12 protein-coding genes and 2 pseudogenes are annotated in these 14,067 nt (G+C 61.8%); 8 read left to right on the top strand and 6 right to left on the bottom strand.

Features of this window, described 5'->3' with window-relative positions; genetic code table 11:
* Nucleotides 1–974 precede the first annotated feature (974 nt).
* Nucleotides 975–1,406 carry a hypothetical protein gene (locus tag ACP69S_RS21110; RefSeq protein ID WP_426000587.1) on the top strand — a complete coding sequence of 144 codons (432 nt, stop codon included), beginning with the start codon at nucleotides 975–977 and terminating at the stop codon, nucleotides 1,404–1,406.
* Between the two features lie 71 nt (nucleotides 1,407–1,477).
* Here the strand turns inward: ACP69S_RS21110 and ACP69S_RS21105 are convergent.
* Nucleotides 1,478–2,824 (bottom strand): annotated as a pseudogene (locus tag ACP69S_RS21105) (Tn3 family transposase); the annotation flags it as partial.
* Nucleotides 2,825–3,014: 190 nt separating this feature from the next.
* Here ACP69S_RS21105 and ACP69S_RS21100 point away from each other — a divergent pair.
* The 4 genes and pseudogenes from ACP69S_RS21100 to ACP69S_RS21085 form a co-directional block, all read left to right on the top strand.
* Nucleotides 3,015–3,113: pseudogene (locus tag ACP69S_RS21100) on the top strand (hypothetical protein); the annotation flags it as partial.
* Nucleotides 3,114–3,590: 477 nt separating this feature from the next.
* Entirely contained in the window at nucleotides 3,591–3,941 is a 351-nt protein-coding gene (locus ACP69S_RS21095; protein WP_426000586.1) for a type II toxin-antitoxin system RelE/ParE family toxin, read from the top strand.
* Entirely contained in the window at nucleotides 3,938–4,294 is a 357-nt protein-coding gene (locus ACP69S_RS21090) for a helix-turn-helix domain-containing protein (protein ID WP_426000584.1), read from the top strand. Before ACP69S_RS21095 ends, ACP69S_RS21090 begins: the two co-directional genes overlap by 4 nt.
* A gap of 252 nt (nucleotides 4,295–4,546) precedes the next feature.
* The gene (locus ACP69S_RS21085) at nucleotides 4,547–4,978 is read left to right on the top strand and encodes a helix-turn-helix domain-containing protein (protein WP_426000582.1); all 432 of its coding nucleotides are present in this window, start codon (nucleotides 4,547–4,549) and stop codon (nucleotides 4,976–4,978) included.
* Between the two features lie 24 nt (nucleotides 4,979–5,002).
* On the opposite strand, the gene ACP69S_RS21080 is transcribed toward ACP69S_RS21085, so the two are convergent.
* Entirely contained in the window at nucleotides 5,003–7,960 is a 2,958-nt protein-coding gene (locus ACP69S_RS21080; RefSeq protein ID WP_426000581.1) for a Tn3 family transposase, read from the bottom strand.
* A gap of 89 nt (nucleotides 7,961–8,049) precedes the next feature.
* On the opposite strand from ACP69S_RS21080, the gene ACP69S_RS21075 reads away from it, so the two are divergent.
* On the top strand, nucleotides 8,050–8,688 hold the full coding sequence (locus ACP69S_RS21075; protein WP_426000579.1) for a recombinase family protein: 639 nt from the start codon (nucleotides 8,050–8,052) through the stop codon (nucleotides 8,686–8,688).
* 134 nt (nucleotides 8,689–8,822) lie between these two features.
* Here the strand turns inward: ACP69S_RS21075 and ACP69S_RS21070 are convergent, their stop codons facing one another.
* Genes ACP69S_RS21070 through ACP69S_RS21060 form a run of 3 tightly spaced genes read right to left on the bottom strand, consistent with a single transcriptional unit; the run spans nucleotide 8,823 to nucleotide 10,225 of the window.
* Nucleotides 8,823–9,440, bottom strand: a complete 618-nt coding sequence (locus ACP69S_RS21070) for a hypothetical protein (protein ID WP_426000577.1) — start codon at nucleotides 9,438–9,440, stop codon at nucleotides 8,823–8,825.
* 9 nt (nucleotides 9,441–9,449) lie between these two features.
* On the bottom strand, nucleotides 9,450–10,007 hold the full coding sequence (locus tag ACP69S_RS21065) for a hypothetical protein (protein ID WP_426000575.1): 558 nt from the start codon (nucleotides 10,005–10,007) through the stop codon (nucleotides 9,450–9,452).
* Between the two features lie 41 nt (nucleotides 10,008–10,048).
* Nucleotides 10,049–10,225, bottom strand: a complete 177-nt coding sequence (locus ACP69S_RS21060; RefSeq protein ID WP_426000574.1) for a hypothetical protein — start codon at nucleotides 10,223–10,225, stop codon at nucleotides 10,049–10,051.
* A gap of 516 nt (nucleotides 10,226–10,741) precedes the next feature.
* Here ACP69S_RS21060 and ACP69S_RS21055 point away from each other — a divergent pair.
* Together ACP69S_RS21055 and ACP69S_RS21050 are read left to right on the top strand one after the other, a co-directional pair.
* The gene (locus ACP69S_RS21055) at nucleotides 10,742–11,167 is read left to right on the top strand and encodes a hypothetical protein (RefSeq protein ID WP_426000572.1); all 426 of its coding nucleotides are present in this window, start codon (nucleotides 10,742–10,744) and stop codon (nucleotides 11,165–11,167) included.
* Nucleotides 11,164–12,582 carry an ImmA/IrrE family metallo-endopeptidase gene (locus tag ACP69S_RS21050; RefSeq protein WP_426000570.1) on the top strand — a complete coding sequence of 473 codons (1,419 nt, stop codon included), beginning with the start codon at nucleotides 11,164–11,166 and terminating at the stop codon, nucleotides 12,580–12,582. Before ACP69S_RS21055 ends, ACP69S_RS21050 begins: the two co-directional genes overlap by 4 nt.
* 41 nt (nucleotides 12,583–12,623) lie before the next feature.
* Here ACP69S_RS21050 and ACP69S_RS21045 read toward each other — a convergent pair.
* The coding region (locus ACP69S_RS21045) for a type I restriction enzyme subunit R domain-containing protein (protein WP_426000568.1) at nucleotides 12,624–14,067 on the bottom strand (1,444 nt) is incomplete at its 5' end.

Below are 14,067 nucleotides of genomic sequence, written 5' to 3'. Positions count from 1 at the left end.
TCCACAACCATCCGAACCGCTCGCTCGCGAACCTCAGGTGAAAACTTGTTCGTCGTCTTGCTTGTCATGGCCTCTTCCTCTCAGGAGTTGAGGCCTCCGGCAAACCCGGCGCGGTTCAGTAAATCCATACGACACGTTATCCTGGTTGCTGGCGTTTGGTGGTTGGCAACCTGTTGGGAACCGCTCAGGCGGCGGCTATGCTGTAATGTGTACAAACGGCGGCACGCCGTCGGCGGATGGCCTCACCTGCCAGTAGCCGAAGTTCTAGTATAGACCGGAATTGGAGCATGAGTTGCCCGTCACAGATGTTGCCGCTGCACTTGGACGGAGATTTTCATTCAATCGTGGATCAAAGTGATGCGATATCACGTAGCCTTGGCCGCAGTTGAAATTGTATTGATTTGTCTATCCTGGAGATGGTTTTCAGGAGCTGGGCGACCGTTTGGTCGGGTGCTGGCTGTTGCTTTAGCCGTACCCGTCATACTCAGCGCCATTTTGGGGTTGATTTTCACTATGGATCCTGGGCAAGGCGCTGCGCAACGAGCGACTTGGATACTAGAAGCACCCAACTGTTTTTTCCTATTCAGCTTGGTGCTTGGCGTTGGTGGCACTGTTTTGCTTCGCGGGTCGCGAGTTGCGGTCGCCGCGATAGCTTCTGCTCAAAGTATGTTAGCATTTATCCTCGTGTTCGTAGTACACATGCAAATCTCTGGGAATTGGATATAGAAACAGGGAAGCATGGATTTTAAGCCTCGCCATGATGCATTCATAAGCCACGCTGACGTCACAATCGGGCGCTCGCATCGTGCGGCATCAAACGCAGACAGTGGCGATCAGCCCGTGAGGGATCGTTAGACCCTAATCTTGGTGGTGGTGGTGGTGGTGGTGGTGGTGGTGGCGGCTACGGCGATGCTGATGCCTATGTGAATGGGGTCAACACCGTGAAATATAGTTTCGGACCATAGGGCTGGGATTTGGAAAACCCATATGAACTTCTGCAGAGTTGCTGGGGTGGGCTGTCCAAACTTCAGGACGCCATCTCACGCGACGGTCGCCATGTGATCAGCGGAGAGAACGCCATCCACGCACGTGGCTTCTTCCCCGACCTGGCAGCGGTAGCGGAGACCTTCAACGACTCCCGCTGGTGGCTGCTAGATTTGGATGGCGGCGAGCGCCACGTCGAATTTGGAAGCGATGACACCGAAGACGATTACTTCGGCAAGCTCAAGACAGCGCCAGAATGGGCACCGGACCGCCCCTTTCCCTATGCTGTACGACACCAGGCTTTCATCGGAGAGCGATGGATCCTGCTCTCTGACCGGGACGACGAAAGGATGCACCTTATCGTTCTTGATGACATGTCGCCGGAACAACTTGCCAGCGCCAAAGCTCTGATAAGAGGCTAGCGCCAACGTCGAATCGAGGGCAGCGCGACATTTGTTTGCTGAGCAACGCTAGGGTCGAACGGAACGGGAACTTAGGCTGCGCCGCGCACCCGGCGGCCAAGCGCCGGTTGCCGCCGCCCCGCCGGAATGGCCGCCGCGTGATCCCAAAGGAAGTCGCCCGAGATCGCGATGTGCTCCCAGCCGACTGGCGAGGTGTGGGCGAGGAGATCGTCGAGCGCAGGCTCGCCAGCAGCCCGCAGGTGATCGAAGGCGTCGGCCATGTAGGTCGAGTTCCACCAGACGATGGCGGCGATCACCAGGTTCAGGCCCGAGGCGCGGTACTGCTGAGCGTCGCGGGTCCGCTCGGAGATCCGCCCCTGGCGGAAGGTGCAAATCGCCTGCGTCAGCGCATGCCGCTGCTCGCCCTTGTTGAGGCCGGCCTGGCAGCGCCGCCGGAGTGCTGGGTTCTCCAGCCAGTCGATCATGAACAAGGTCCGCTCGATCTTGCCGACCTCCTGGAGGGCGACGGCGAGCTGATTTTGCCGCTCATAGGCGGCGAGTTTGCGCAGCATGGCCGATGGCGCGGCGTGGCCGGCCTTGAGCGAGGCGACCAGGCGCAGAATCTCGCCCCAGTGCTCCTTGATGACATCGGCCCACACCTTCCTGCCCATGATCGGCGCCAATCCGGGATAGGCCGATGGCGGGCCGATCGAGACCAGTCGCCGATCTTGAAAATCGCGCAGCCGCGGGCAGAATCGGAAGCCCAGTATAGCGCAGAGCGCGAACACGTGGTCGGTCGCGCCGCCGGTGTCGGTGTAGTGCTCGGCGATCGGCAGACTGGTGCCGTGGTGGAGAAGGCCGTCCAGGACGTAGGGGGCTTCATGCGTCGCCGCCGAGATCACGCGCGCGTGGTAGGGATCGTGCTGGTCGGAGACGTGGGTGTAAAAACTGAAGCCTGGATCGAAGCCATAGCGAGCATTCACCTCACCGGCCGGGCCTCCCCGCTTTCCCGAACGGAAGAACTACCCATCAGAACTGGACGTGGTTCCGCCGCCCCAGACGGCCGATATCGGCAAGGCGTGGTGGGCGTCAATAATCCGCGCCAGCGCCGCTTTATATGTGTCGTCGCGGATGTAGGCGTCCGCCGTCCAGACCAACTGATCGCTGGTAACCCCCTGGCTGGCCTGGGCCATGCGGGCCAGGCCAAGATTCGTCGCGTCGGCAAGAATGGCCGCCAGGAGCGCGTTCTCGTTCGAGCAAGGCTCGCCGGTGCGTGGGTTGGTGAAGGCGCTGAGGAAGCCGGTGTCGCGGGCGACCTCATGTAGCAATTCGGTCACCCGGATCCGCGGCAGCATGGCGTCGATCCGATCGGCGAGCGCATCGGCTTCCTCCGCCCGGATCGCCTTGCGCACGACCTTCCTCGACAGCCTCAGATCCCGACAAATCGCCTTGATCGGTTTGCCCGCCGCATACTCACGGCGAATCCGCACCACTGTCTCCACGACCAACATCCCGATCTCGACCGCCCGGTTAAACCAAGCCGCCGTGCCTAAACCATCGGAATGAGGGGTCCCTTTTAGGCGCCTATCACCCCGCTAAGGGGGTCCTTTTTCCACGCCGCTGCACAGGCAAAAGGGCACGGTCGAGAACACCAACGGCCGCCTGCGTCGCTTCTTGCCCAGCGACACGGACATCGCGTTGATTTCGGATGCTGAAGCCCTGGCATTGGTCAATGAGGCAGACGGTGGATTCATGGGCGATCGCGGTTTGGCAATCTGGGCCCTTGGTCACATGGGCAAAGTCAAAGCCCTAGATCGGCTCTACGCCGGACTCTGCGAACCAGCGTGACTGTGGCACTTCCGGCTTATGGGGGAACAATTCACACAGTGCGGTCTCATGAATGAGAAGCGAGTCTCGCTGTTCAAAAGCTCAAATTCGCTGCGATGGCTCGAGTCTCAGCAATGAGAGAGTCCGACATAAGCCGCTGCTTTTGTCATAGGGCGCAACAAACGCGACTGACTGCGGACGTAAGCCGCTGATTTTCAACGGGCGACCTGCTCGCAATAGATGCGAACAATCGAATGGTCGCATATCAGGACACCTCCGCGCAGCGATGGCGCCATTCGCGTGAAGTTCGCTCCTGCTTCTCAACTTCGCTTCGAAATATGCATTTGACAGACTATTCATTGTGGGCCATATATCGCCATGACTTGGAGAGTTCAGTTCCACGCCGATTTCGCGCCTGAGGCGGATGCTCTGTCGGAAGCCGTGCGTATCGAGTTGATCGCGGGGATCAGGCTGCTTGAGCATCTTGGACCCAGCCTCGGCCGGTCCGCTGTCGATACCCTGAGCGGCTCCAAGCACGCGAACATGAAGGAACTGCGGTTTCGCGCCGACGGCGGCGTGTGGCGCATCGCCTTCGCGTTCGACCCCGAACGAGCCGCCATCCTGCTCGTTGGCGGCGACAAGTCAGGCGTCAGTTCGGGCCGGTTTTACAAGGGACTCATCAAGCGGGCTGACGCCCGCTTCGATCAACATTTGGAGGCGCTGAAATGACCTATCGCACCATCGACGCCAACGACTGGATCGCGCGGCAGCCCAAGACGGTCCGGGAGGCCGGCGAAGTTCGCGGCGAAGAACTCATCCGCGAAGTCACGCTTCGGGAGGTCCGAGAGGCGGTAAAGCGCACCCAAGTCGAGGTCGCCGCCGCCATGGGAACGTCCCAGGATCGGATATCCAAGCTGGAACACGGCGACGACGCGCTGGTTTCGACGCTGCGCCGGCACATCCGCGCGCTCGGCGGCGAATTGCGATTGATGGTCGAATTTCCAGATCGGCCGTCCATGGCCATCGATCTGCACGGAGACAAGCCCGTCGCAAAAAGCGTCCGGGTTATTGGATCGGCCTGAGGATCCCAGAGAGGGTTGTCGCATCTATTTCGAATGTCGGAGCGAATAGCCGCGCGGCCTTGGGCCCCAAATCCGAAGCCAGCGCACCAGTCGCGGCTATTTCGAAATCTGACAGCTTTTGTTATGATAAATTGCCACTATTTCCGATAAGATACCTTAGACGCAAACCGTATGTAGCCGCCGGATAGTAATGTCGCACCGTGCCATTTAGACATGTCACCCTCTGTCGCGATCGTGACGGAGGTCCCCAGGATGGCGTTGCATTTCATGAGCGACAAGGAGCTCACGCGGCTGGAGATCCTCCGCGATCTCGCTAGCGGCCGGCTGACGACGCCGGCGGCGGCGCAGCTGCTGGGCCTCGAGCGACGACAGGTTCAGCGGTTGGCTAAGGCCTATCAGCAGCAAGGCGCCACGGCGCTGATCTCCAAGAAGCGTGGTCAGCCGAGCAACCGGCGCACGCCGTCGGACGTCAAGACGCAGGCGCTGGACCTGATCCGCGAGCGGTACTCGGGCTTTGGTCCAACGCTGGCGGCCGAGAAGCTCCGTGAGCTCCACGGCATCTTCATTGGTCGAGAGACGCTGCGGATCTGGATGCTCGAGGCTGGACTCTGGGCCGATCGACAGAAGCGGCGCGGCCGGGTCTACCAGGGGGCACCTCAAGGTTTGTTACACGGACGGCGCTAAGCTGGACAGACCATGAACATGGGCTCAGGCGACTGAGCTGAGCCGGTCGTTCAGCCGCAAGGGTAGAAAGTCGTCGGCGCCAGCGCTGGGCTCACGCCATACATAGTCGCCGGTGAGACTGATGTGCGCCCAACCGAGGGGTGCGACGTGGGCGAGAAGGTGGTTGGGCGCGGGATTGTCGGAGGTGCGCAAGTGCTCGACGGCGCGGCCTATATAAAGAGTGTTCCAGTAGACGATCGCAGCCGTCACCAGGTTCAGAGCCGACGCCCGGAACTCCTGGCTTTCGACGGTGCGATCGGTCAGGCGGCCCTGGCGCTGGGTGAACACCGCAGCGGCGAGCGCGTGGCGCGACTCGCTCTTGTTCAGCCCGGCAAGGCACCTTTGGCGCAGCGACTTGCTCTCCAGCCAGTCGAGCGTGAATAGCGCCCGTTCGATGCGCCCGATCTCCTGAAGGGCGAAATCGAGACGGTTCTTTCGCTTGTAGGCGGAGAGCTTTTTGAGCATCACCGAGGGAGGGACCGTTTTGGCCTTCAGCGAGGCTGTGAGCCTCACCGCCTCGTCCCAGCACTCGTGGATGATGGCGGTGTTGATCGGGCGGCCAATCAAGGGCTCCAACTCCTTGTAGCGGCCTGCGGCCTCGAATGTGCCGAGCCGGCGATCGGCCAAGTCGCGGATGCGGGGGACGAACCGGTAGCCGAGCAGATGACTGAGGGCGAACACGTGGTCGGTCGCCCCGCCGGTGTCTGTATAATGCTCGTGGATATCGAGACCGCTGGCGTGGTTGAGCAGGCCATCGAGCACGTGCGGCGCCTCGGCCGTCGTCGCCGAGATCAGCTGGCTATGGAAGGGGGCATATTGATCGGAGACGTGGGTGTAGATCTTCTGTCCCGGATCGGCGCCGTACTTCGCGTTGATCGCGCCGGCGGCGCCGCGGCGACCGCTGCGGAAGAACTGGCCGTCGGAACTGGAGGTAGTTCCGTCGCCCCAGACCCGGCTGAGCGGCAGCGCGGCTTGTGCATCGACGATGCACGCAAGGGCGGCGGCGTAGGTCTCGTCTGACAAATACCAGGCTTGGGTCCAGGCGAGCTGGGCATAGGTCACGCCCTGACTGCTGTCGGCCATCCGCTCCAGGCCGAGATTGGTCCCATCGGCGAGCACCGCGGCCAGCAGGGCCTCTGGGTTGGGGTGAGTCTTGCCCGAGCGCAGCTCGGTGAACCGGTCTGTGAAACCGGTGCGCTGCGCCGCCTCCGACAGGAGCCGGGTGATACGCACCTTAGGAAGGAGCCGATCCACGATGGCGTCCAGCCGCGCCGCTTCGGGCGGGACGTCCGCCGACAGGGGCGCGACCCTAAGCTTGCCGCCTCGGATCTCAACGTCCTCTACCGCGTCACGCCGTAGCGCGCCGGCGAACCGGCGCAGTCGCCAGTCGAGGAGCCGCGCCCGATTGGCCAAGTATTCGTCGGCTGTCGCGGGCAGACCAAGGCTCGTTGCGACGGCCGGGACCTCGGCGCGAGGCAGCAGATAGGCGTCAAACCGGCGGTAACTGCGCGAGCCATCAACCCAGATGTCACCGGAGCGTAGGCGGTCACGAAGTGTGGCGAAGGTCGCTGTCTCGTAAAGCCGCCGATCGATGTTCTCCCCCTCGCCGACGAGCGCTTTCCAGCCACGGGAAAACGGGAGCGGAGCATCAGCCGGTACATCCCGCCGTCCGGAGCGGTTCAGGTCTTGAAGCAACTTGACCGCGGCGAGCGCACCATCGCGCCCTCCCGCCGCCCTGAAGCGGAAGGCTTCCAGGAACGCCGGACCGAAGCGACGCAGTGTCATATACTTCGCCGCAGCGCCCAAGAGCGGATCCTGGTCGGCCGAAGCGGCGAGCGCCTCGACCTGCGGCCGAGCCTCCTGCAATCGAGCCCAACCGACCGCCTGGTCAACGGCTTCGATCGCATCGATACCCTCCGCCCGCGCTGTGGTCAGGGCATCGATGGTGGCGTCAAACAGGCGCATGAGACGCCCAACGTCGCGCGCGGAAGCCACGTTGTGGCGCTTCTGGGCGGCGCGGGCCTTGGCGAACAGTTCGCCGACCTGCTTGTCGAACATCTGCACCGCGGCGTCGGACAGTCGCGCCTCCAGGTCGAATAGCTGAGCGACCAGGGTCGCGCGGCGGCGGCGAACCGAGTAGTCCGACAGCAGAAACGCGGGCGCGACTGCACCCTCGCGCACCAACTGCCGGAACCGGCGCTCATGGATGGTGTCGGCGACGGCGGGATCAAGTCCGATCTGACGCACGTAGGCCAGACGCGAGAGAAGACCAGACAGATTCCGCGCCGAGGGGGAGTCGGCGATATCCCGAAGCCAGGCGATCGGCGTCACGCCGGTCGTGGGATCGGGAACCAGCAAGGCGTCGAGGGCCGTGACCTGGTTGGCCGTGACGACGCCCGCCACGGCGTCAAGTGCGCGCTTGCGAGCACGCGCCCGCCCGGCCAAGCCGATCCGCTCGATGCGGGCGGACGCGGGAAGGATAACACCCCGTTCCCGGAGCGCCTCGACGACAGCTCGTGCAATCGGAAGCCCCTCGTTGGTAGGCCAGGCAGCCTGCGTCGCACGATCCAGGGCGAAGGCGACGTCGCCCGCCTCGAACCCGCGCACGCCGAGATGGGCTGCCACATCCCACCCGTGCTCAAGGCGCGTCTTGGATCGGCTGCCATAGGCGCCGAACAACGCCTCCGACAACCCGAGTTGGTCGGCCAGGTAGGCCATGAGTTTCTGCGGCGGCGTCTCATCGTGCCGGAGTCCGAAGCCTGGGTGACGCAGCAGTGCGATCCAGGTCGCGACCCCTAATCGGTTGGCATCGCCTCTCCGGGCCGCCAGAAAGTCGAGGTCGTCGGGCCCGAGCGTGTAGTGGCGCGCCAAGGCGGCGCGCTCGGTCGGGACGCCAAACAACGACGCCCGTTCCTCTTCTGTCAGCAGATCGCGTCGGGCCATCGGCGGGGTCCCCGCTCGGAAGCCTAACCCCACGCGTCGCGGTTCGCGAGTCGCATAACTCGAAACTTGTGCGACGCCCGTACCAAGCCTTGATCCGCTTCAGCTTTCTGTGTCGCGAAAGTCTCTTGCAAAAGTCTGGCAAATCGAAGCACTTTTGCGACATGCTGATCGGCTACGCCCGCGTCTCGACCGACGATCAAGACCTCACGCTCCAACGCGCCGCGCTGAAGGCCGCCGGCTGCCGTCGGCTCTACGAGGAGAAGATCTCAGGCGCGAAGCGCGACCGCCCCGAACTCGTGCGCATGCTCGACGCGCTCCGCGACGAGGACGTGGTCGTCGTCACCCGGCTCGACCGCATGGCGCGGTCCACCAAGGATCTGCTTGAGGTGGCCGAACTGCTCAATGGGATCGGTGCAGGCCTGCGTTCACTCGCCGAGCCCTGGGCCGACACCACCTCGCCGGCGGGCCGGATGATCCTGACGGTTTTCGCGGGCATCGCCGAGTTTGAGCGCTCGCTCATTCATCAGCGGACCAGCACGGGACGTGAAGCCGCCAAAAAGCGAGGCGTCCGCTTCGGCCGCCCACCCAAGCTCACGGCCGACCAAATCGCCCTCGGCCATCGCCTCGTGGACGAGGGAACGTCCGTCCGCGACGCGGCAGCTCTGCTGAAGTGTCACCACGCCACGCTCTATAGAGCCCTTCAGCCCCAAAGCGGGCCTACCGAATGACTGCAGGGGCGGAGGGCGGGCCTTGGATATCGCCCTTCGTCGTGTTCTGAGGACATTGCGCCGAGAACTGGGTGCGCAACTGATACGGCTTGAGATGAGTGGCTGCTTGGGGCCATCGTCGAGCGTAGCTTTCGCTATTGTCTCTGTGGCCAGCTAAGCTCAAGAATCTCGAAACGGAGCGTGCAAGGGTCATATGCAGCAAGGGTAATCCGGCCGACGTCAACATGCGGCATGGGACCGGCAATCATGCCCTGGAAACGATAGCCAAGACGCGCCAGTACGACGACCTCACCGCTCTTGGCTGGCGCGGCGAGCAAGGTCCCGTTCGCACTCTCGCAATTCCAGGCGCCGAGACGGCGGCCATTGGCGATTACGGCTGAGATCAGCCGGCATCCGGATTCCCCCTTGAGGCCAGCAGGCAGCGCAACGAGTGAGGTGGTGGTCGGCACGTTCCAGCCCTGCAGATCGGCCTCAGCACCCGCACGATCAAATTGTTCGACCCCGACTATCTCCGCCCCGTTCCATTGCTCACGCCAGCGGAGCCAAAAGCCATCGGTCGTGAGCGCCAAGCCGCTGTTGATCAATCTGGCGATCGGCGCCTTGGGAACCTCTGTTTGACGCGTAGCAGCACCAAGTAGACCAAAAGGCCCGAGAACATGATTGATCGGCTTCGGAGGCGCGGGGGGCTGATCCTTCACGTACCCCGGCGCCGTCATCATCACGCCAGAGAAAACAAGCCCGAGGACGCTCATTGTGCGCTCCTAGCTGCCGTAGACCGGGGTTAAATACACGGGAAGCCCAAAGTACGTCCCTAGAACGATGGCCGCGTTATTGGCGTAGTTCTCAATTTGCGCCGGCTCGGGGTGGACAAAACGATCATTTGCATCGAGATCGTTGAAATGGTCCAGATTGCCGGCACCGGTGCGGAGCAGATAGTCGAAATAGGCTTGGTTTGTCTGAGTGGTGACAGGTGTCATGACGTGCGCCATCTCGTGAAGCAACACGAAATTGATCCCGGAATCATTGGGAAAAGCCGAAGCGTCGCCATAGTTCCCGGGAGCCATGACTGAGGGCGTGACATAGATTACTGGGTGTAACGGCGATCCCTCCATGATCACGGCGACCTGGCTTTGACCGCCCACTGCGTTGGGAATTGCGCCGGTGTAGGCGATCTTGATGGGATATGTCGTGACGTCCTGCAAGGCACTCTTGACATGGGTTCCATAGACCGTGCCCGCCTTGATCGAGATGGTCGTCATGTCGGGCAGGACCTGGATTTTCTGCTGTAGCCGCACCAAGGCGTTTCCGATGAGCAGCACCAGCGCCTGGGATTCGGGCGTATTTGGATTGATATCCCAGGCTATGACAGGTTCGGTGGCGCTGGTCGGTAGTCACCGTTTGGCGAACCGTCGGGCAGGAATTTCCAGATGCCATAATAGCCGTCCTCAAACGCAATGCTGCCTGGAGGAATTCCTGTGGATGGCCATTCCGGCGGGCGATAGCCAATCACAACGATTTCGCTGACGGTATCGGGCATGGCTACTCCTATCGCTCAAGAGCCCATAAAGGCTGCGCCCACTAAGGAGCGTCTTTTTGAGAGAGTAAAGTAAAAGATCGCCTTATGGTTAAGCTGAGCCGACCAAGCGCGAGCCGGCCGGAATTAAGCCGACATTTGATAAGTTCATGATCTGTTCGACTTAGCGCCGTCCATGTAACAAACCTTGAGGTGCCCCCTGGTAGTCGGGGACGGCCATTGGAACTCCGCTTCTGGCACTTCGGGCGGATTAACCTCCAGCCTCAAAATGAGGCCTAGCAGAGCTCCAACGCCGCAGCTACCCGTCGGGCGACGGAGACGACGCGCCGCGCCCTGGCACCCTACAGTTGGTAAACTGAGCCTTGGTCGCCCGCCGCAGGCTGGGTGCGCTATTTCGAGCTACCCTTTCGCCGGAGGCACTTACCTGCCAAATGGCAGTGTGCTGTTACGACGGTAGAGGCACAGCGCGATCCGTACGGCAGTTACCATTTGAGCGACCGAAGCGAAGGGCGCGCGAGCTTGACCACCCCGATATCCAAACCAGAACCCAAGCGCCTCTATGACAAGGGCGAGCGCCGGCGAAAGCACGTCAGTGCGGGCGATGAGCCTCAACTGGTTTTCGACAATGACAATCCGCGCAAGGTGATCGGCAAGTGTCCAGCGACGATCAGCGACGCCGACCGCGACGACCTTCTAGAACGGGCCGTGCCGCTCCCCAATGCGGATCGTGAACTCAAGGCGCCCAAAAAGATCTACGCGGTATATAAAGGCGCGATCTATGAGGCGCAGACCTCCGATCACGGTCGGACGTATCATGCCTATCCATTCAAGGGTAAGCTGGGCGATGCCATTGTCGTCCTACTTGCCGCGATGGCGGACAAGGATGGGTGCCGGGAAGAGTTTGACCGGTGGCGTAAGAAGTACATTACGAGGCACGGAAAGTGAGCGCGTTCGAATTCAGGATGACCGACGTCGCGGAAGGTGAAGTCCGCCTCGTGACGACGTGTGCGCTGACGATCTATGCCGACGACATCGCTATCTGGCCTGTCCAAGGCGACGATGACGCGAGCCTTGAGATCCAGATTGACGATCTCCTGGCGCACATGGCCGAATATTGGAAGCCGCTAGTCCTGCGCCAGACGTATCCCCTGGGCCTCAACCCCAAGCGTCCCAGCGACCTGGGATACAAGGCGCGGCGTCGATGGGACGAACTGCCCGAAGAGCAGGTCGAGGCCGAAGACGAAGAGGTTGAAGCCTTCCTCGATTGCCACGAAATCTCGCGTTGCTTCGCCGGCTACTTCGACCTGCCGCCGCTATGGATCATCCGTTCCGGTGACCAGATGCTCGTCGAAGCCGTCGGAGGCATGCTTTCGGTGCCGTTCGACGTCGCGATTGCAGGTCTAGTGACCGCCGGTGACCAAATTGCCGCGCGGCTAGCAGCGGCGGGCGAGCGCTGGAGCGACCTCGTCGGCGCCTGGAAGGCGAGAAACGATGGCGAGAGCCTAGCCTTTCTCAGCTGGGCCACCAGCCTCGACCAGGAGTTGGCGCAAAGCCTGGCTGACGACGGCTTGCTGGACGCACCGAAGAGCCTCGCCGAAGCGGCAAACGACAATGACGAGTTGAGATTGGCCGCGCGCATGGCCAGCGCCCTGCCGCCCGAGCAGGTCCGTACAGTGCTGCAGCTGGTCGCCGGCTTTCCCAAGGTCGAAGCGCCCGGACTTGTCGCCCTGGCTGCCGCGTCACGCACCTACTTTGACGAAACGCTGGTGGCGGCTCGCCCCTTCGAACAGGGCGAGGGCTTAGCCGACTTCGTCCGTGAACGACTTAGCCTGAAGTCTGATGAAGCGGTCGATATCTTCTCGATTGTGGAGCAACTGGGCGTGGATACCCGCGTACAGGCCGTCGAGCCCCATACACTCGACGCATTGGCGGTCTACGGTCGCAAGCATGGACCAGCGATCCTCCTCAATACAGAAGCTGTTGATCGCAAGCCCGAGATCGCCTTCAGAGATGCCGGTCGCGCTCGCGTGACTTTGGCGCACGAGCTCTGCCATCTGCTGATCGACGGCGGCAACGCTTTAAGCGCCGTCGATGTACTGGACGGCCTGATGCCATTGACCATCGAGCAACGCGCGCGCGCTTTCGGCGCGCAGCTGCTATTGCCCAGCAGCGTAGCGGCAAGAGCCTGGATTGACATGGGCCGTCCCCGCTCACGTGCGGGCCTGACGGAAACCCTCGACCACCTCAGCCACCTTTACACAGTCACCCACAGCGTCGCGGCTTGGAAGCTGGAACACGGCGCGCGAGCCCACGGCGAGAGGCTTGAGGCGATGTTGAGGTCGATCATCCCAAACCGCTAAACATCTCCAATGTGGAGTTTTTGGATACGACAGCGCTCCAGCTACGGCGATTTGGCTCCGGCTGCTGATGATGCAGAGCCGCGCGCGGCCGCGAACAGCCGCTCTTGGAGCCAAGCCTTGAACGCTCGGTCGGTATTGTACAGGGCGTATAAGTCCGTGTGATCGGCTAGGCTCCCGAGCAGTTCATCATCGACCGCGCGATCGTGTTCAATCCTTGCATTCTGACTGTCGCTATTTCGCAAGGCATTCCGGACGCGTCCATTTGCGCCAATCTTCTCCGGAAGTTCCTCGAACAGGAAGCGGGTGACACGGTCCTGGTCTCGGAAATCCGTTGCACCGAAACGCTCATTAAACTCACGAACGACGGAACTCAGCTGATCCATTTCCGGTTCAAGCCGACCGCCGGCAGCACCTGTGGGCACTGATTCAATCTCTGCATCCGCGTCGTTTAGAGCGATCTCCATAGCAGCCGCGACCTCGACCCGGTAACTGTCCATGTCGATCGTCTCCAGCACGTCGAGCGGCGTGTCGTCGCTTGTGGGGCTGGGCAATTTCGGGATGAGCAGCGACAAAAAGATCGACAGCTTTTCCCACTCTGGCACCGCGTAAGGCAGGATCGCTACGAGAAAGGCGTAGGTGCGGACGAAAGCCTTGACAGCCCCTTTGAACGCAATCTGCTCGTCCTCGGTCAGCGCTTCGTAGGGCACGGAACAGGCGTCGAGCACCGGGTCCAAACGATCGCGCGGCGCAGCGGCGAGGAACAGCGAAACGACCGCTTCGATATCCTCAAAAGCATAAACTCCGGCGCCGTCGAGCGCTCGCTTCAAGTCATGGAGCTTGTTCGGATCGGTCTCACCCGAGAGGATCGTGGCTCTGTAGAAGTCAGAGAATGCCGCCTCGATCACCGCCGGATCATTGCGGAAGTCGAGCACAACCGGCTCGCTCTTGCCGGGCCGGGCACGGTTCAGCCGCGACAAGGCTTGTACGGCTTTCACGCCGGCCAGAGTCTTGTCAGCATACATTGCGAACAGCTTGGGCTGATCGAATCCTGTCAGATATTTGTCCGCGACGACGAGGAAACGATACGGGTCGGCGTCGAACCTGTCCTCAAGCTCGCTGCTCGGGAAGCCGTTGTACGATGCCTCCGTCCGCTGCTCGCCCGCATCATCAACTGCGCCAGAAAAGGCGATTATCGCCTTGTAGGGTGAACCGCGCTTCGCGAGCGCGGCGTTGATTGCCTGCCAATAGTCGATCGCGCGCTCGATACCGTCGGTCGCCACCATTGCGCGCGCCTCCCCGCTCACCTTTTTGCGCGCGATCACCTGGTCGAGGAAATGATCGACGATGATCCCAGCCTTGGTGCCGATGTCCGCCGTCAGCGCCTTTGAGACAGATTGAGGGTTCCGTTTAGAGGAGGGTTTTGGTCTCATCGTAGTGACGAAGGAACGAAGATGAGACCAAAACCCTTGGCCGCGAAAGCGACGC

The organism is Caulobacter sp. DWR1-3-2b1 (assembly GCF_049895765.1).
Classification (GTDB): domain Bacteria; phylum Pseudomonadota; class Alphaproteobacteria; order Caulobacterales; family Caulobacteraceae; genus Caulobacter.
This window is presented reverse-complemented; position numbering and strand designations above follow the sequence as displayed.